The sequence below is a fragment of the Niabella aurantiaca DSM 17617 genome (assembly GCF_000374125.1).
In the GTDB taxonomy this organism is placed as follows: Bacteria; Bacteroidota; Bacteroidia; order Chitinophagales; family Chitinophagaceae; genus Niabella; species Niabella aurantiaca.
Window position 1 is genome coordinate 419,913 of record NZ_KB893643.1, and the last position, 18,004, is coordinate 437,916.

Sequence of the window (18,004 nt, forward strand, 5' to 3'; positions counted from 1 at the left end):
AAACCGGTTTCAGCTGCTATTCAGCAGCTGCCTGTTCTGCATGACAGCGTACCATTTCAGATAGCTCCTTCCCTTTTCAAAGCATGAATCATGATCTTATCGGACCTGCGCATACTGGAAGAAATAGAGAAAGGAACCATCCGCATTGAACCCTACGACCGGGACTGCCTGGGTAGCAACTCCTACGATGTGCACCTCGGGGCCTGGCTGGCAACCTATAAAAATCACCAGCTGGATGCCAGGCAGCACAACGAGATCGCTTATTTTGAAATTCCCGGAGAAGGCTTTGTACTCTATCCTCATATTTTTTACCTGGGCGTTACCCTGGAATATACAGAATCCCATGCGCATGTGCCGTTTCTCGAAGGCAAATCTTCCACCGGCCGCCTGGGCATCGACATACATGCCACTGCCGGCAAAGGCGATGTGGGTTTTTGCGGGCACTGGACCCTGGAGATCTCCGTAAAACAACCGGTAAAGATCTACAAGGGCATGCCCATCGGTCAGCTGATCTATTTCCCGGTTGAGGGAGAGATCGAAGTAAAATACAACCAGAAGAAAAACGCCAAATACAGCAGCCAGCCCAACCGCCCCATAGAAAGCATGATGTGGAAGAATAAATTTTAACCCCTTCACTTCAGGCTACTTACGCAACTAACAAACGAATGTTAGATGCTAAATCACTATTTTTGCGCCGGCTGATCATTTTAAACTAAATTTATTCAATAAATACAATTGTTCTATGGCTTTAGAGGATCTGGTAATGCCCAAGTTAGGAGAAAGCATCATGGAAGCAACCATTCTAAAATGGTTAAAGCAGATAGGCGATGCCGTGGAAATGGATGAAACCGTTCTGGAGATCGCAACCGATAAGGTCGACAGTGAAGTACCCAGTACTGCCAGCGGTGTTATTGAAGCCATTCTTTTTAATGAAAACGATGTGGTGCCCATCGGTACCGTTATTGCCCGCATCCGCACCGAAGAATCGGACGGTGAAACCGCTGCGCCCAGGCCTTTATCCGCCCGGCAGCCGGAACCGGTTGCTCCGGAGCAGGAGCAGGAAGCCGAAGTGGTTTCTTCCACCATCAAACCAGAACCAGGGGGCACGGCCGCTGCTAAATTTTACTCTCCGCTTGTATTGAATATTGCCGCCAGTGAAGGGATATCCATGAGCGAGCTGGAAAAGATACCCGGTACCGGCAAAGAAGGACGCGTAACAAAAAATGACATCCTTGCTTATGTAGCCACCCGCTCCCACCAGCAGACACCGGCAGCAGGCGTTACACCACCCGCCGCGCCCGCAAAAGAACCACCACAAAACAGCAGCCTGGAGATCAGCCGCTATAGCGGTAACGTGGAGATCATTGAAATGGACCGTATGCGCAAGCTGATCGCGGAACATATGGTACGCAGCAAACAGACCAGTCCGCACGTGACCAGCTTTTCCGAAGCCGATGTAACCAATATGGTGATGTGGCGGGAGAAAGTAAAAAAAGACTTCGAAAAGCGGGAAGGCACCAGGATCACCTTTATGCCCCTGTTCATCGAAGCCATTACGCGATGCATCAAGCGCTTCCCGCTGATCAACAGTTCGGTGGAAGGCGATAAGATCATCATCAAAAAAGACATCAACATCGGGATGGCAACCGCCCTGCCCAGCGGCAACCTGATCGTTCCCGTTATCAAAAATGCCGACCAGCTCAACCTGACCGGGCTGGCCAAACGCGTAAACGGCCTGGCCGATGCAGCGCGTAACAATAAGCTTAAGGCAGAAGATACACAGGGCGGTACCTTTACCCTTACCAATGTGGGCACCTTCGGCAGTTTGGCCGGCACACCCATCATCAACCAGCCGCAGGTGGCCATCCTGGCGGTAGGTGCCATTAAAAAGCGGCCGGTTGTAATAGAAACACCGCAGGGCGACAGCATTGCCATCCGGCACATGATGGTGCTGAGTATGAGCTACGATCACCGCGTGGTAGACGGTGCCCTGGGAGCAACCTTCCTCAGCGCCGTTGCCAAAGAGCTGGAGAGTTTTGTTCCCGTAGAGGTTTAAGAGGTTCCAGGTTCAACGTTTCAAGCCCGGCCGGTGTTATATCCGGCATAAAATCACCGATTCCTGAATGTAGGTTTTACTGTTTCTGATTCCGTCCGGATATTATGAGTGTCAGACTGGATCCAACCTGGAACATTGAACTCTAAACTGCCCTCGCGCCTGCGCATCCGTTTGCGCATCCGGGTCATTTGTGCCCCTGAGTGGTTATCTTGCGGCTATGATTCAGTCACCTGCGGTAGCTATTCACACATGAAATCAATCATTTTTTTAACCCCGGTACTCCTTGTGTTGCTCGCGTCCTGCAGCAGGCCATTCTTGCGCTCTGCCGGGTATATATATATTCAAAAGGACGGGCGCTCCGAAAAAAAGTGGAAGCTGGTCTGGAAGGACGATTTCAGTCAACGCACCCTGGATACGAGCAAATGGACCCGGATCCCGCCCGGCAAGTCCGATTGGAACAAACACATGAGCGTCCGCGAGGACTGCTTCCGGATCGATAGCGGGTATATTTGCCTCCGTGGCATTCGCAACCCTGATACGACAGCTGATCCGCGTCCCTTTATTACCGGAGGTATTTACACAAAAGGAAAATTTGCTTTTCAGTACGGAAAAATCGAAATAAGGGCAAAGCTGGAATGTGCCACGGGTGCCTGGCCGGCGATGTGGATGCTGGCGGAGCAAAATAAGTATGGTACCTATCCCAAAAACGGGGAGATCGATATTATGGAGCACCTCAATTATGAGCACAAGGTTTATCAAACCACTCACTCCTACTATACGCTCAACCTGAAGCAGACAAAGAACCCGCCGCATTCCGGAACAGCTGCCTTTGACCGGGAGGGGTTTAATACATTTGGTATAAAGTGGTTCCCGGATAAGATCGTATTTACAGTAAATGGAAAAGAAACCTTTACCTATCCGCGCATTACCGGCGTGGATGCCAGTCAGTGGCCTTATGATCAGCCGTTTTACCTGCTGGTAGATCAGCAGCTGGGTGGCAACTGGGCAGGCAAGGTAGATCCGCAACAGTTACCCGTGCAAATGATCGTTGATTGGGTAAAAGTATATCAATAAGGTTCTTTAAGATACGACGTATTGCCTTACACGATCAAATCCGGACAAGTTGATCTTTCAATAAATATTATTTCAAAAATTCAAACAACCCCGATAACGGCCTCATGAATATCAAAACTCTTTTCTTCCTGCTGATCTTTCCGGTACCGGTTTTTTCGCAAACCATTCAACCGGCCAACACGATTCCGATTCTCCGGGGTGATTCCAAAGCAACCATCATCAGCAAGGCAGCGCAGGTAGTGCCCACCGCCAATCAATATGCGGCCCTTCGCAATGAGTTCATCGCCTTTGTGCACCTGGGGCCCAATACCTTTACCCGTAAGGAATGGGGCAACGGAATGGAAGATCCGAAGGTCTTTGATCTGAAAACGCTGGATACCGACCAGTGGTGCACTGCCATGAAGGCCGCGGGTATGAAGATGGTGATCCTTACTGTAAAACACCACGACGGATTTGTGCTCTGGCAAAGCCGTTACACCACGCATGGCATCATGTCTACCGGTTTTCGCAATGGTAAAGGCGATATCTTAAAGGATCTCAGCGCTTCCTGCAAAAAATACGGGCTAAAGCTGGGCATCTATCTTTCCCCGGCCGACCTGTTCCAGATCGAAAGTCCCAACGGGCTCTATGGCAACCTGAGCAAATACACCAGGCGCACCATTCCCCGCCCGGTAGCCGGTCGCCCGTTTAAGAATAAAACCACCTTTCAGTTCGAAGTGGATGACTACAATGAATATTTTATGAACCAGCTGTTTGAGCTGCTTACTGAATACGGACCGGTGGACGAGGTATGGTTCGACGGCGCCCATCCCAAAACCAAGGGCGGCCAGCAATACAACTATGCCGCCTGGAAAAAACTCATCCACACCCTGGCTCCAAAGGCGGTCATCTTTGGCAAACAGGACATCCGCTGGTGTGGCAATGAGGCTGGCAAAACAAGAAGTACGGAATGGAATGTGATCCCCTTCAAGAACAATCCCGATCAGATGAACAGCTACCCGGATCTTACGGCCAACGACCTGGGCAGCCGGGAACAGCTGTACAAAGCCCGTTACCTGCATTACCAGCAGGCAGAAACCAATACCTCTATACGGGAGGGCTGGTTCTACCGCGATGAAACAGCTCAAAAAGTACGCAGCGCCGATGATGTGTTTGATATTTATGAACGCGCGGTGGGTGGCAATTCCACCTTCCTGCTCAATATTCCCCCTAACCGGGAGGGACGGTTTTCCAATGAAGACGTAGCCGTATTAAACGAAGCCGGCAATCGCATCCGCAAAACCTATGGCGTCAACCTGTTTAAAAACGCAACAGGTCCCAAACCCGTGCTGGACGCAGATCCGTTGAGTTTCGCATCGCTAAAGGGAAGCCGGCCTGTGATCATCATCCACACTCCCCGTCCCGTTACCATCAACCGCCTGGTGCTGCAGGAAGCCATTACTACACAGGGCGAACGTGTGGAGCAACATGCCGTGGATGCCTGGATCAACGGGCAATGGAAAGAAATTGCCGCGGCCACCAATATTGGTTACAAACGCATCCTGCGTTTCCCCGAGACCACTTCCAACCAATTCCGGATCCGGATCCTTCACGCAAGAGCTACACCTGCGATCAGCAATATCACCGCGCACTATTACAAAATGCGCCCGCCGCAGCTGCAACTATCGCGGAGTGTAACCGGCATGGTCTCTATTGCCCCCTACCAGCCGGAATTTAACTGGAAGCCCCATGGAGAAAATGCGATGCACAACCTGGGTACCGGTTTTGAGCTCCATTATACGACCAACGGCAAAGCGCCCAACCGTATTTCTCCACTATATACCGGTCCATTTCCCCTTGCCAACGGGCAAGTAAAAGCAGTGGCCATCAGCAGGAACGGTACCGGCCCTGTGGCCAGCCAAACATTCGGCATCTTAAAACAGGACTGGAAACTGCTGGCCGCAGGCAGCACCATGGAAAAACATGGCACTGCATTGGCTTTTGATGCCAATGAAAAAACCTGGTGGCAGTCAAACCCTGCATCCGGTCATGGGTTTATGGCGCTGGACCTGGGAAAAGCCTACACCCTCAAACGTTTTTCTTATACTCCGCAAACCCAAACCAAAGAGGGACTCATGAGCAAAGGAAAGATACAGATCAGCACGGATGGCAGCAATTGGACCGATGCGGACAGCTTCGAGTTTGGCAACCTTATCAATGATCCGGTTACACGCATCCATCCGTTCCCGCGGCCCTTAACAACGCGGTACATCCGTATAGCGGCTACGGAAACCGCTGCCGATGATGCCCGCCTATCCATCGCAGAGCTGGATTTTTTTGAGTAATGGAGAAGGCCTTACATTGAACTTCAATGAGCCGTTTGCCGTCTGGCCGCCCAAACCTACCTCACTTATGGTGAACTTCTGCCCGGGCAAAAGTTCAGAACGGCGATCAACCATATACCGGCTTTCGTTTGCCCGTACGTCCGTGCAAAAAATCAGCATGGAAAATAACACACCACGGTAAAAAAACGGAGGGCTTACAACCCCTGTCCGCCAGACACTTCAATCCGCTGCCCCGTGATCCAGCGGGCTTCTTCCGTGCACAGGAATGCCACCACCCCGCCGATATCATCCGGCAGGCCCACCCGCCCCAGGGCGGTAACACCGGCTATCTGTGCGTTGATCTCCTTGTTATCGCGTGTACGGCCACCGCCAAAATCGGTTTCAATAGCACCAGGCGCTACGACGTTCACACGGATCTTCCGGCCACCCAATTCCTTGGCCAGGTAGCGGGTCAGCACTTCCACAGCAGCCTTCATAGAGGCATATACGGAAGAGCCGGGAATGGTGAACCGTGCCAATCCCGAAGAGATATTGATGATACCCCCACCGTCATTGATAAAAGGCAGCACTTTTTGAGTAAGAAAAAAGACGCCTTTATAGTGAATATTCATCATTGCGTCCAGCTGTTGCTCCGTGGTGTCCGCAGCCAGCACGTACAACCCGGTACCGGCGTTGTTGATCAGGAAATCAATATTTGGGCTGCCCGTGCGCTCCTGCAAATGGTCCGTTACCTGTTTGATAAATCCGTCAAATGCAGCTGTACTACTGGTATCCAGCTGGAAGGCTGCTGCCTGTTGTCCCAGCGCCAGTATCTCCGCAACCACGGCGTCTGCTGCCGCTCTATTGCTGTTATAGGTTAGTACCACATCGATGCCCTTTTTTGCAAGGCTGATGGCCATGTTCCGGCCCAGGCCGCGGCTGCCACCGGTTACAAGGGCAATTTTGTTTTTTACATTCATATTTTTGATCCTTTTAATACCACAAAATTGCAACAACCTGTAATAACGATTGTTGCAAACATCAATCCATTCTTTGCAAAAATCAAATAAATCCGTCAGACCCAAAAAATCGATGGTATTATGGTGCTTACCTCTTTGTTGGTATTGCGCATAGCCCTGTCGTCATGATAAATTGCCAACAAACAGACCGGCACCGCACACCTGGTAAGCCGCCGTTCCGGGAGCCCAGGCGGTCATATGCGAAAAGTCGCCGGCGTAACCGTAGTTTGCTTTTTAAAGAAATTTGAAAAATGCGCCACTTCTTCAAAACCCAGGCTGCAGGCGATCTCCGAAACCGTCCAGTCGGTTTGCTTCAATAAGATCTTTGCCTCCTGCAATATCCGGTTGCTGATCAGGGCTGTGGTGGTCTTACCGGTATGTTCTTTTAATACTTTATTAAGGTGGTTCACATGCACTGCCAGGCGGCTGGCATAGTCCCCGGCCGTGCGCAACTGCAGTTGCTGCTGCGGCGATTCAATCGGAAATTGCCGCTCCAGCAGCTCGACAAACAGCGCGGTGACACGGGCCGCCGCATTGGGACTGGAGGCAAGGGCCGTAACCGGCTGCAGCTTTTGTCCGTAGTGGATCAGTTCCAGTACATAGTTGCGCAGCAGGTCATATTTAAAGGCATAATCCGAAGCGATCTCTATTTTCATTTTTGCAAACACCTGCCCTATTTCCACCGCCTGCTCATCCGTGATCTCAAAAACCGGGTAACCGCCCGGTTGAAAGATCGGAAGATCTTCCAGCACTACCCCGCTTTTATTTTTGATCAGGAAAGCATCTGTAAACACACAAAACTGACCGCCCTGGTGCGGGTCCTGGGGAATCCAGTGATAGGGCACTTTTGGCGTGGCAAACAGCAGGGCATTGCCGGTGATCTCAATCACCTTATCGGCATACTCCGCCCGGTTCCGCCCGCGGATCAGGCTGATCTTATAGTAGGCCCTCCGGTTATAGGGCATGGCTTTTTTCCGCTTCACCGCTTCTATCGTGGCGGCAATGTCAAAAACATTAAAATGCCCGATCTCTTTGCCAATGCCGGGTGGCAACAGTGCGTTCACGTCTTTACCGGTCCACACTGCCGCTTCTTCATAAAACGCTTCCAGCGAAGTAGGCTTCATCACAGTCATAAAATTGCAAAATTCAATCAGCAAGATACACAAAAATGGATCTATTGCTGAACACATGGCCAGATACCCTCGGCTTACAGCCGTTGTTGCAGCTGCCAGTAGTGTCCAAACGGGTCTTTGATACTGCCCTGCCGGTATCCATAGTCGTAATCCTGCGCCGGGCTGACTTCTTCAGCACCTGCAAGGATGGCATGTTTCATGGTACCATCTACATCCGCCACAAAAAGGCCAATGCAAACAGTGGTGCCTTTATGCGCACCGGGCGAAAAATAATACGGCTTCGCAGTCGTTTCATGCAAATGAAACAAAGCGCTGTCGATGCTTAGTTCAGACACATGAATGCTGCCGTCTTCATTGGAAAAACGCCGGAGCTCTATGGCTCCAAATGCTTTTTCATAAAAGGAAATATCACGTACGCCGTTGGGGATAAAGAGTTCGGGAGCGAAGAAAATGCTGCTATTCATAGGTATAAATTTAGCAAAAAAGTGCGCTTATAACAACAAAAGGATCCGCGCTACTCAGGCGCGGATCCTTCCCTGTCATCAATAGGGTGCACCACCGGTTTTGCCTTCGCCTATTCTTTTGGAAACTTGCTCATATCCATAAAAAACAGCTCCCAGGTATGGCCGTCGTAATCTTCAATATTCCTTGTTTGCATAAAACCATAATCCTTTGCCGGTACGGGTTCTGTACCCCCCGCTTTCAGCCCGTTCTCTGCCATTTCATTTACCTGGTCCACACTGTCAAGGCTTAGTGCAAATAACCCGGCAACATTCGTTTTGGTGTCCGCAATGGGCTTGTTCACAAAACTGCTAAACTTCTCGTGGCTCAGGATCATCAGGAAAATATGTTCGCTCCATACCATGCATTTTCCGGAATCATCAGAAAACTGCGGATTATTGGTAAATCCAAATTTTGCGTAAAACTCCATCGACCGGTTCACATCCTTTACGGCCAGATTGATAAACACCTGTTTCATTTGTTTATTTTTTGTTTCCTGCTAAATTAGTAAATCTCCAAAAAGGAATTGTTTGTCAATCCGACAATATATATGGGTTGTTGCGACAACTACCCGAACATTTTCTATTTTGGAAATAGTTGGGGCGAAAACTATATTTTTCGTATTATGCCTGACTGGCAGTACGCCTTTTGTACAAAGTGTTGCATTGCCGTCGCATATGGTTATTTTATATTGCTTGCAGCGATCATCAGTCTTTTAATTTGTGCAGAAACTGCACAAGTTGTTTCCTGGAAACATGCTAATTAAATAAATAGACCTGATAAACTTGGATTTCCGAACGTTCCAAAATAGAACGCACTGAACCTGTTTTATTTTTTAAGGCTTATGCTTTTTTTTACATTACCCTACCCTTCTTTTCAACAATAGCCCTTTTCACTATCCGGAAACCTTCATTATCACTGGTACCCGATAAACTTCTGCTCCGCTTTTACAATTTTTTCAAAAAAAGACCGCAAACCATCATAATCTTCCGCCGCATAAAATTGCCGCCGGCTATTGGTAAACTTACGGGTAACCTCCAGTTTGCCGGGTGAAGCCGGATGAAACTGCAAGGTATATGCCAGGTCTTTATATGTTAAGGACACGGAAGCCGGAGGGGTCGTAAACTTCATCCCCTTTGGTGCATAAATGGTTACCCTTGTTTCATATGCATCTGTATTTTCATAGTTCCAGTATTCAATGGGTTGCGTTCTTTTTTCCGCAGGAAACTTGTCCATGGTTGCCACCACATCATGATAATTGATCTTAAATACATTCATTGCCCCTACCTCTGAAACCTGGTCATTTACCACATAGGAAAACGCGTATTGTGCGGAATCCGCCGGATCATCCAGTCCGGAAAACCGGAGTTCCTTCAGTTTCACTCCTGTAGAGTATCCCCTTGCTACAGACGCTTCCATATCCCGGAGCTGCTGCTGTTCATCTTTGTGCCGGAAATCCGCACGCAGATCTGCTGCCAAATGTCCTGATTTGATCACTTTGTTAGTGTACAGCAGGTTGGATCCCTGGGGGTGGATCTCAATGGTCCGCACCACTTTATCCTTCAACCTGTTTTGGGTATGCAGGTATGCTGCCCCGGAGGAAGGCAAAGCCGGGTATACCGGGATGTCCAGCATCAGCGCACCGCTAAGACTGTTGGGTAATGCCGCAAAAGGCAGATTGTTATCGGTCAGTTCAATAAAATAGTCTTTGTGATCCAGCGTGGCTTTGGCAATACAATGGTTAAAATCCATCCCCGGCAGCAGCATATCCTTCGTTCCGTTGTTACGTGTATCGATCAGCACCATATTCGCAGTGATCCCTGCTTGATGGCACAAGGCTACAAACAGCCGGGATAGATCCTTACAATCGCCCAGCTGTGTATTAAGGGTCACTGAAGGTTTTTGTGGAATGTACCCGCTTTGCCGGAAGGCCACCGAGCTGTAATGAATATTATTCTCAATGTAATTATAAATGCGCTTTGCTTTGGCAAACTGGCTTTCCGGCTTTGCACCGGCCAAAAACAAAGTATTATAGGCATCCGTTACTTCCGGTTCAATTTCGTTATAATTGGTCACATCTGCATACCAGGTGGTTATTTTGCCCCAATCGGGTATGGTAGAAATATGCAGGACATTGGCTACATCCGTAAGGCCGGGCATCAATGGCTCATCTTTTTCGGGAGATGCATGAAGCACCTCCCAGGAATATTTTGTAAAATCTTCCGCGCTGCTTTTTCGGGGGCGGATGCTGTCCCTGCTAAACCGGTACTGGACCGGCGCTTCCGGCGGGGCCAGCAATGTATATCTTGAAGCGTAGCAGTACACATTTCCTGTAAAGAAATACCGGTCTGTAATCTCCCTGGCAAAATGCCCTTCTGCAAACCGTTGCAGCCGGTACCGGATAAAAACGACGTCCCCGGCTTCCAGGTTCGTAAACACAATGTCTGTTCCGTTTTTTTCACCCTGTATCCGTTTGTCTTTTTTGATCACTTCAGCCTTTTCAATCAGCAGGGATTGATTGCTTTCACGCCTTAGCGATACCTCTTTATACCCTTCAATACCGCTTTCATTAACAATTTTTATCAGCGAGGTAACATATTGCTCATTTCCCCCGTCCGGGTACAGGATCATATCCCTTTGATCCAGTAAAAAATAATAACCGGCCTTCTCCTTATCGGCTCCCTTATAATCATCGCTGCTGATAATCTTATCTTCATCAACAACAGGCAGTAATTTATAGGCCTCGCTCTTCCCTTCCAGTTTTCTTATTACAGCTATCAGCTCGTATTGGCTGGGGTTGTACTTCAGCGAGGTATGATAAGCTTCCAGTGCAGCGGCGGTCTCATTTTTTTGGTTCCGTATATCGCCCAGCAGTTTCCAGTAAGCATCAGAATAAGGGTTGATGGCCAATGCGGCAAGCGCATATTTTTCGGACCGGTCATACTGCTTTTCCGTCAGATAAAATTCAGACAGCGTAATGTAAAATGGAGCAACATGCGGAAATTTCTTTATCTGCTCTTCCAATAATAACTGGTAGTCCTTTTTTTTACCGTTATCCAGAAGCGCAGCTAGATATTGGTAAAACACATTGTAGTGATAGTTATTTTTAAAAAACTGCCGGTACACTCCCAGCGCGCTGTCCGGTGCCTTCCCGATCGATTTTCTTAATTTATAAATGCCGGCTTGTATTTCAGGGTTATCCGGATAACGCTGGTACATCTTTTCTGCAATGTCTACCATCTCCTCCAGTTTTTCATCCTTTGCCTTCAGCAAAACATAATGCCCGTCTGTCAGTTCATTCTCCCCATATAATTGTATATACCGGTTCCGTTTATTTTCCAGTTCGGTATATTTCTGGTCTTTATTCAGTTGCTGCATGTACAGGTTCATGGCCATTTCACTGTTACTGTCCAGGCGCATCAGGCGCTCGTTCTCTGTTTTCAGAAGCGTATTATTTCCTTCGGCAGAAAGAACATCAATGTATATGGATCTTAATAAGGAATTACCCGGAGCTTTTACCAGGGCCTGGTTAATGATCCGTTTTGCCTGTTCTGTTTTTTTACTGCGCAGGTAGCAATTGGTCAGCAACACATAGTTAAGCAGGTCTGCGGAATCTTTTGCCAGCCGGCTTTCAAAATATTGTTCTGCAAAATGATGCAACAGCGCCGGTGGCGGCACTGTTGCATCCTGTTGGGCATACGCCTTATATACCGTAGAGCCGTTTACGCCCACAGGCTTCCCCCCTTCATCCATGATCCGGAGGGCAAAGTTGGGGTACAGGTTATTGGAATATCCCAGCTGCACCAGCACCCGGTTGGTACCCTTTTTCAATACCCCCTTTACGCAATAGGAATCAAAGTCGGTAAGTCGCTCCCTCGGTTCTGAGATCATCAGCTGGTCGTTCAGCCAAAGCTTCAGGTTTCCTCCAAACCCCATACCCAGTATAACGGCTTTTTCTTCAGGCGCCTCCACAAAGGTCTGGGCATAAACAATGCCGGCACTGCCCGGTATTGAAAATCCGGTTTGGATCCAGCCATCGTTATTTTCAAATGCGGGGGTAAACCATTTGATGCTATTGCCCGATGCGTTCGTAAAAACGGCGCTGGGTTCCGGGTGCTTCAGCGGGTCATATTCATTATAAAAGCCGCTTCCGGAAAGGTTCTCAAACGGCCCGGCCAGTTGCCAGTTGCGTATGGAGTTTATCGCTTGTATATAGGGCGCGCCAGCAGCAAAATGGCCGGATAGGATTGCGTTACCCGCCAGTATATAGCTGGCAGATGTTCTTAACAACACAGGGGCGTTCCTGTCTGCTATAAGCTTTTGCGCCATACCGGCCTGGTACGGCTTTTTTTTAACCCCATGCGCCCCCGTAACGGCCTTGTTAAACCAAAGGGCATAAATATAGGGGTAGGGATCATCTATTTGTTCATAAACAGAATCTGCAAACCGCTTAATGCTTTCTTCATTGCGGTTAAAGGTTTGGAGCAATAAATCGGTAATAAATGCCTGCCCATGTGTCTGGGGGTCTTTTTGCGCTTCTTTTAAAAAGCCGGCGGCTGCAGCGCGGTCGTTGCTGTTCAATGCGGTCCATGCTTTTTGATAATTGTTTTGTGCAAGGGCAGCAATACCGGTTGCCAGGCACACCACCATAAGCAGTGTATATTTTCTCATTCTCCTCGTAGTTTTATACAGGTTCAGGCTTCTATGTTTTACAGGTTTTTCAATAGCCCAAAAATCGCAACAATATATGAAATTATCTGATCGTTTGGGTTATAAATATTTTACGGAGGCCACTTCGCCGTAGGCGGAACGGGACCAAAACCCCCTACAGCAATAATGGCCTCGCGGCCAATAAATTACGCATTACGGTTAATCGCCTGGCTTCTTGAAGGCTTTGCAGATCGGCAAAAATCAGCAGCAATGATGCTCCACGGATAACGTAGATCTTCTGCAGAAATGTAAGCGGGATCTGCCGGGAACACCGGGTTCGCATACGCGCAAAACCTATTTTACATATCTTCATACAGCAAATATCTTTATCCTTAAACCTGAATCGATCACATGCGGATACCATGAGAAGCATCCTTCCGCAACAGTATTTGTTCAATTCCATCAATATATAAATTCATATGAGCAAACGGGTACTTTTTATACAGGGCGGTGGCAACGGCGGCTACAAAGCCGATGTACAAATGGTGACCTCCCTACAGGCCGCACTGAGTACCGGTTACCAGGTGCATTACCCGCAAATGCTAGCTGATGAAACCGCGCCGGACTTCGCGCCGCAATGGCTTCGCCAGATCAGCGAACAGGTTGCTGCAGCTAAAGACGGATTAATATTGGCGGGTCACTCCCTGGGTGCATCCCTGCTGATTAAATACCTTTCAGAAAATACCGTTAAAACACGCATTGCCGGAGTATTCCTGGTGGCCCCACCCTTTTGGAATGGCGATGCAGACTGGGTACAGCCGCTAAAGTTACAGGAAGGTTTTGCGGAGCGCCTGCCCGGGGACATCCCCCTGTTTTTCTATCAGTGCCGGGATGATGAAGTGGTGCCGTTTGATCATTTCACCCGCTACCGGCAACAGCTGCCCCGGGCCGTTTTCCGGGAGCTGGCCAGCGGTGGGCACCAGTTGAATGATGATCTGTCGGTAGTTGCGGCGGATATAAAAGAACTCACAGTGTACAAAAACGAATAAGACCATTTTATCAACCAGGCTTCTGCCCTTAATATCCATCTGCCCCACAAAGAGCTTTGAATATCATAGATGGCTTCTACTATTTTTCAGGGTTTAAGAGCTAAATTGCGCAGGAATCTTTACATGTATTCTATGCCTCGGATCAAACAGAACATACTTGAGACACTCAGACAATTAAAAGGTAGTGGCCGGTTCGCCAGTATCGGTACAACTGATTTTGCCTTCCCGGGACTTATAGTAGAAGGTTTGGGGGAAATTGCTTTTCCCATAAATAAGATCCAGGCACTTGCCCTGATCGGAGCAGCACAAAAAGCACCTTTCGGCCAGGGCCGGAACACGATCTACGATGATAAAGTAAGAAGCGCCCGGGAGATAGATGCTGTCAAGATTTCCTTCAAAAACCCCGCATGGGAAAAGTTAATGAAAAAAACCCTCACAAATGTAAAATCGGATCTTGGGCTGGAAGACTATACCATTGCTGCGCATCTTTATAAATTACTTGTCTATAAAGAGGGCGATTTTTTTCTGCCCCATAAGGACACTGAAAAAGAAAAGGGCATGTTTGGCTCCCTAGTCATCGGGCTTCCCTCCTCCCATACCGGCGGGGAACTGGTCATTCATTTTGAGGGAGTAAAGGAAACAGCAGACTTTGCCCGCAGCGCGGATCCTTATGCCATTAATTATGCTGCTTTCTATGCCGATTGTGATCATGAAGTAAAACCCCTTGGCTCGGGTTACAGGGTTTGCCTGGTATATAATCTGGTACAGGAGAAGGCAGGCAAAAAAATAGCCTTGCAATCGGTACAAACACATGCAGCCCGGCTGGCAGAGCTGCTGATCCAACATCAGGCACAGGAAAATCCGCAACCGGCGATTGTTTTACTGGGGCACCAGTATACGCCCGAAAATTTTTCCTATGACACACTCAAGCTAAATGACCGGGCTAAAGCCGAGACCTTGCTGCAGGCGGCACAAAAATCGGGCTATTATGCCCGGCTGTGCCTGGTAACCTCCTTTCTTTCCGGAGCTCCTGCTTATGGTGGTTATTATGACGACGAGGAGGACGATAGTGATGCGGAGATGGATGAAGTGTACGATCAGTCGCTCAGCATTGAGCATTGGGCAAAAAACGACTTGCCACCCCTGGATAATGTATCCTTTGAAGAGCACGAGCTCATCACTTCCTTTGCATTGGATGAGGGTGAACCTATTGTAAAAGAATCAACCGGCTATATGGGCAACTACGGTCCGGATCTGATGCATTGGTATCATTATGGCGCGGTAATGATCTGGTCTCCGGACGTTAACGCTCGCCTGCTGCTGACGCAAGGTGCAGCGAGCCAGCTGAACTGGATCAGTCATTTCAATCGCACCAAACAAATAACAGCTGCGGAGGCCACCTCCGTGGAGTTTATTGTGTCGACGGGATTCAATAGTGATCGCCAGACTGAAAAAGCAGCCAATTATAATGTCCTTGCAGACTGGCTGGTAACCCGGAGTGATAAGACCTTCCTGCCGGAGTTAAATACAGCTATTTTGCAATCGTATTTTATAAAGATCGATCCGGTAAAATGGATCAGCATTTTTAACAATATCCCCGCGGACGTAACAGCCGGAACTTTTGAAAAACTTACAGAAATCATCACACTTCCCGTGCTGAAGCAGCTGGTAGCTGTGCTGCAGGAAATGGCTGGCGATAAGAAGTTGCACTCCCTTGCAGCGGCACAAACTGGTGATTTACCCGGTTATTTTAAAAGCGTGTATAGCAGGGATCCTGGCCGTGTAGATGCCGGAACACTTCATCACCTACTTTGGATGGCGAAAAATGCGTCACCTGTCGCTGCATGGATACAGGAAATCATACCAATTCTTACAAAGGACCTTCAGCGATCGTATGTACACAAAGTTTTGGCACCCTTGCTGCTGCAGGTAAAAGACAGCTCAAAGCTTACGAACGGGCTGCTGCAATCCTGCCGGGATTATTTACAGCAAAGGGCAGATCAACAACCACAGCCGCCACCGGATTGGAGTCGCCCGCTGCCCGATACCAAACAAAACTCCAAAGAGTGGCAGTTATTAAACGCCTTTTTAGCCTCTCCAACAGAGCATATCTTTGATTTCCGGAAGAACCAGGCCGAAAGATCCGCTTTAGAGAATGCCATCGAAAATGTAATCATCGATTTAAAAACAGAAACCATAAAAACAGGTTCACCGCATACCCTTCGGATCACGAAAACCAAGGCAACCTACCAGCGCCAGATGAAGGATTGGAAGGAAGATGTGACTTTATTGGAAAAGTTGAATAAATAAAAAGCGAGAGACGAAACATACAATTTAGGCCTTCTTTCTATTCAGACCTTACATGCACTTTTGTTTTTCCGCATACTGACCAGTTCGGTCCCTTTTTGGTACTAAATGCAAACAGGACCTTTCAACATGGAGCGTGTCCGGGAAGTACTGGGTTTTTATGAGTATAGTACCCATACGGTAATCAAGATAAAAGACAAGGCTCATATTTCTAAGATCCTGGAAACGCCCGATTATTAAGCTGACTTCCTTTTGTCTTTGAATCATTTCGAAAATGATTTTATTGAGAAAGTAACCTGTTTGACGGATAATCTCAAAGGTAGAACAACGGAGCCGTTTCGGAATAAAAGATTGGATATGATCCTCCAAACAACGAGCAACACAAGGAAGTCAATGCTTTTTTTAGTGCTATGGCTTATTCTACGTGGTATTCAATCGATCAGTTCTCACCTAAATATGTAGCAAGCGTTGATTTAAAGACACTGATCTTAAACTCTGAGCTACTTGAAGAACCCTTACAGGTGCTGCTCACAAAATGCAGAAATCAAAAGAGCCAAGCTTAGTTTACAATATATTTTTTTTAAGTATCGCTGTATTTTATCTTAACCGGGCGTTTGCGCCGTCGACTACCAGATTTTTTATTAGGCATTTGCTCTTTATGCAAGAAACTGTCTCGTATATACGCATTCTCCAGCAATCGGATCAGAGGTTTATACTTACTTCTTTGCATTTCAAAGATTTCCCTAATCAACATACATTCACAAAACCGGAAAACTACGTTGCAGCAGGCGATACAGAAATTGAAGCTGGGCCGGCAGGATAGAAACAGGCCATTCAATCACTTTCAAAAGTAACGGCCGGGCTAAAGATCCGGTTTGGCGGGTGTTTGCCAGCTTTGAAAGGCTCCTGCCTCATATTCGATCACTCCTGTTTTTGCATTATAAGATGACTTTGACAGCAGCGGGAGCGGCATTGGTATTTTGGACTGTTCCGGGTGGTGGGTGCGGTTGTGATAGGTCTGCACCTTCAGCGGATGGATCCGCTTCCCGTTCAGTTGTATATTGCTAATGCTCAGGCGCACTACAGGCAGCTCTTTATAGTTGGTCACCCTTCCACCGATAGCAGGCTTTTGCGCTGCAAAATTTATGATGGTCCCGTATTGCTCCAGGAAGATCCCTTCCCAACCGCCAAACCGCAGGTGCTTGCCCGGAAAAGCCAGGGAGCCAATAACAAATTTTTGATGCCGGTCGAGGTCCTCCACTTCCATGGTCACCCAGCTGTGCTCATACTCGCCCCAGGAAAAGATGATCTTTTTTTTCAGGAACGAATCCGGAACCGCTTTCCCGGGAACATATCCCGACTTATATAATGTAAGCCGGTAGTGTCCTTTATCCCAGATCACTTTATTGCGCACACTGATAAAATCCCCCTCGGCATCACTGCTGGCATAGTAGCCATCTGTTTTTAACGCGTTCCTGTTCCGCTCCATCCATCGCGAAAAGATGCCTCCACGGCCGATCCCCCTGCTGTTGCCGCCATCTACCGGTTTTCCATCCGACGCAGTCTGGATCCCTCCATAAAACTGCATCCCGTTCAACGTACCATTGAAAGGGGAAATATAAAAACGGTAATCATCTGGTATAGGGGTTGCAATATGCACATCTACAGAAAAACGTTCAAACAATACTGCCGGAGTATCCAGCGTAATGGTGGTATTGATGAAATGCAGCGGCGCCAATATGATACTGTCCGGGTAGCTGCGATCCGTCGTCATTTTTTTCTTTAATTCCTTATGGATATCTGAATTTTCGTACTTCTTGCGAAGTGCCGTTTTTGAAGTATCTTCCTGAGCGGAAACAAGCCCGTTAAGCAGTAAAGCAACAAGCAGCAGTAGACCGTATCTTTTCATTTT

General features: G+C 48.1%; 12 protein-coding genes. 6 read left to right on the forward strand and 6 right to left on the reverse strand.

The annotated features are described in order from the left end of the window. Positions 1 to 90 precede the first annotated feature (90 nt). From dcd to B160_RS0118740, 4 genes are all read left to right on the forward strand, one after another. Entirely contained in the window at positions 91 to 627 is a 537-nt protein-coding gene (gene dcd, locus B160_RS0118725) for a dCTP deaminase (RefSeq protein WP_018629458.1), read from the forward strand. A 115-nt stretch (positions 628 to 742) separates the two neighbouring features. Further along, on the forward strand, positions 743 to 2,056 hold the full coding sequence (locus tag B160_RS0118730) for a dihydrolipoamide acetyltransferase family protein (RefSeq protein ID WP_018629459.1): 1,314 nt from the start codon (positions 743 to 745) through the stop codon (positions 2,054 to 2,056). Positions 2,057 to 2,305: 249 nt separating this feature from the next. Continuing rightward, on the forward strand, positions 2,306 to 3,130 hold the full coding sequence (locus tag B160_RS0118735; RefSeq protein WP_018629460.1) for a glycoside hydrolase family 16 protein: 825 nt from the start codon (positions 2,306 to 2,308) through the stop codon (positions 3,128 to 3,130). Positions 3,131 to 3,234: 104 nt separating this feature from the next. Continuing rightward, complete coding sequence (locus tag B160_RS0118740) at positions 3,235 to 5,454, forward strand: alpha-L-fucosidase (protein ID WP_018629461.1); 2,220 nt, start codon at positions 3,235 to 3,237, stop codon at positions 5,452 to 5,454. 194 nt (positions 5,455 to 5,648) lie between these two features. Here B160_RS0118740 and B160_RS0118745 read toward each other — a convergent pair whose 3' ends face one another. The 5 genes from B160_RS0118745 to B160_RS0118765 form a co-directional block, all read right to left on the reverse strand. Continuing rightward, the gene (locus B160_RS0118745) at positions 5,649 to 6,413 is read right to left on the reverse strand and encodes an SDR family NAD(P)-dependent oxidoreductase (RefSeq protein WP_026309861.1); all 765 of its coding nucleotides are present in this window, start codon (positions 6,411 to 6,413) and stop codon (positions 5,649 to 5,651) included. Positions 6,414 to 6,646: 233 nt separating this feature from the next. Then, the gene (locus B160_RS0118750) at positions 6,647 to 7,585 is read right to left on the reverse strand and encodes a helix-turn-helix domain-containing protein (protein WP_018629463.1); all 939 of its coding nucleotides are present in this window, start codon (positions 7,583 to 7,585) and stop codon (positions 6,647 to 6,649) included. 74 nt (positions 7,586 to 7,659) lie between these two features. Then, a complete protein-coding gene (locus B160_RS0118755; RefSeq protein ID WP_018629464.1) occupies positions 7,660 to 8,049 on the reverse strand; it encodes a VOC family protein in 390 nt (129 codons plus the stop codon). Positions 8,050 to 8,159: 110 nt separating this feature from the next. Next, positions 8,160 to 8,564 (reverse strand): VOC family protein, encoded by a 405-nt coding sequence (locus tag B160_RS0118760; RefSeq protein WP_018629465.1) that lies wholly within the window; start codon positions 8,562 to 8,564, stop codon positions 8,160 to 8,162. Positions 8,565 to 9,001: 437 nt separating this feature from the next. After that, positions 9,002 to 12,757 (reverse strand): DUF3857 domain-containing protein, encoded by a 3,756-nt coding sequence (locus B160_RS0118765; protein ID WP_018629466.1) that lies wholly within the window; start codon positions 12,755 to 12,757, stop codon positions 9,002 to 9,004. Positions 12,758 to 13,215: 458 nt separating this feature from the next. Here B160_RS0118765 and B160_RS0118775 point away from each other — a divergent pair, with 458 nt between their 5' ends. Further along, the gene (locus B160_RS0118775; protein ID WP_018629468.1) at positions 13,216 to 13,785 is read left to right on the forward strand and encodes an alpha/beta fold hydrolase; all 570 of its coding nucleotides are present in this window, start codon (positions 13,216 to 13,218) and stop codon (positions 13,783 to 13,785) included. 132 nt (positions 13,786 to 13,917) lie between these two features. Continuing rightward, entirely contained in the window at positions 13,918 to 16,095 is a 2,178-nt protein-coding gene (locus tag B160_RS0118780) for a 2OG-Fe(II) oxygenase (RefSeq protein ID WP_083927732.1), read from the forward strand. An 859-nt stretch (positions 16,096 to 16,954) separates the two neighbouring features. On the opposite strand, the gene B160_RS0118795 is transcribed toward B160_RS0118780, so the two are convergent. After that, positions 16,955 to 18,001 carry a hypothetical protein gene (locus B160_RS0118795; protein ID WP_018629472.1) on the reverse strand — a complete coding sequence of 349 codons (1,047 nt, stop codon included), beginning with the start codon at positions 17,999 to 18,001 and terminating at the stop codon, positions 16,955 to 16,957. Positions 18,002 to 18,004: the final 3 nt, after the last annotated feature.

Coding starts and splice junctions, on each gene's coding strand:
- dcd (WP_018629458.1), top strand. CDS start 91: ATGATCTTATCGGACCTGCGCATACTGGAAGAAATAGAGAAAGGAACC.
- B160_RS0118730 (WP_018629459.1), top strand. CDS start 743: ATGGCTTTAGAGGATCTGGTAATGCCCAAGTTAGGAGAAAGCATCATG.
- B160_RS0118735 (WP_018629460.1), top strand. CDS start 2,306: ATGAAATCAATCATTTTTTTAACCCCGGTACTCCTTGTGTTGCTCGCG.
- B160_RS0118740 (WP_018629461.1), top strand. CDS start 3,235: ATGAATATCAAAACTCTTTTCTTCCTGCTGATCTTTCCGGTACCGGTT.
- B160_RS0118745 (WP_026309861.1), bottom strand. CDS start 6,413: ATGAATGTAAAAAACAAAATTGCCCTTGTAACCGGTGGCAGCCGCGGC.
- B160_RS0118750 (WP_018629463.1), bottom strand. CDS start 7,585: ATGACTGTGATGAAGCCTACTTCGCTGGAAGCGTTTTATGAAGAAGCG.
- B160_RS0118755 (WP_018629464.1), bottom strand. CDS start 8,049: ATGAATAGCAGCATTTTCTTCGCTCCCGAACTCTTTATCCCCAACGGC.
- B160_RS0118760 (WP_018629465.1), bottom strand. CDS start 8,564: ATGAAACAGGTGTTTATCAATCTGGCCGTAAAGGATGTGAACCGGTCG.
- B160_RS0118765 (WP_018629466.1), bottom strand. CDS start 12,757: ATGAGAAAATATACACTGCTTATGGTGGTGTGCCTGGCAACCGGTATT.
- B160_RS0118775 (WP_018629468.1), top strand. CDS start 13,216: ATGAGCAAACGGGTACTTTTTATACAGGGCGGTGGCAACGGCGGCTAC.
- B160_RS0118780 (WP_083927732.1), top strand. CDS start 13,918: ATGCCTCGGATCAAACAGAACATACTTGAGACACTCAGACAATTAAAA.
- B160_RS0118795 (WP_018629472.1), bottom strand. CDS start 18,001: ATGAAAAGATACGGTCTACTGCTGCTTGTTGCTTTACTGCTTAACGGG.